Origin of the sequence: Pseudoalteromonas sp. S4741 (assembly GCF_005886135.1) — a bacterium.
In the GTDB taxonomy this organism is placed as follows: domain Bacteria; phylum Pseudomonadota; class Gammaproteobacteria; order Enterobacterales; family Alteromonadaceae; genus Pseudoalteromonas; species Pseudoalteromonas tetraodonis.
Genome location: NZ_PNCN01000302.1, coordinates 1 through 272 on the forward strand (window position 1 = coordinate 1; position 272 = coordinate 272).

General features: G+C 47.1%; 1 pseudogene. It reads right to left on the reverse strand.

Annotation, left to right across the window (positions count from 1 at the left end):
- Positions 1–23: 23 nt before the first annotated feature.
- Positions 24–272 (reverse strand): annotated as a pseudogene (locus CWC30_RS18255) (phosphotransferase); the annotation flags it as partial.

Consider the following 272-nt stretch of genomic DNA (forward strand, 5'->3'; position numbering starts at 1 on the left):
AACTACCCTTGATTTTGTAACTAGGTTTGCCCATTGTGATTTATTGGCGCCACCACAGGTACTCCAGCGGCGGCTAGCTCAAAAGCATAGTCATGCTCTTCTTGAATTTGCGCTTTGCTCCAGCGCTCAGGGCGATAATACTTAACGACGTAACGCTTTGCACCCTCGGCCACAAATAGATACACCCGATTCTCGTAGCTATTTAGCGCTAACAACCCTGACTCAGGAAAAATATCCACGCTTTCTATGGCATCCTAAATAAGATCGGGGGT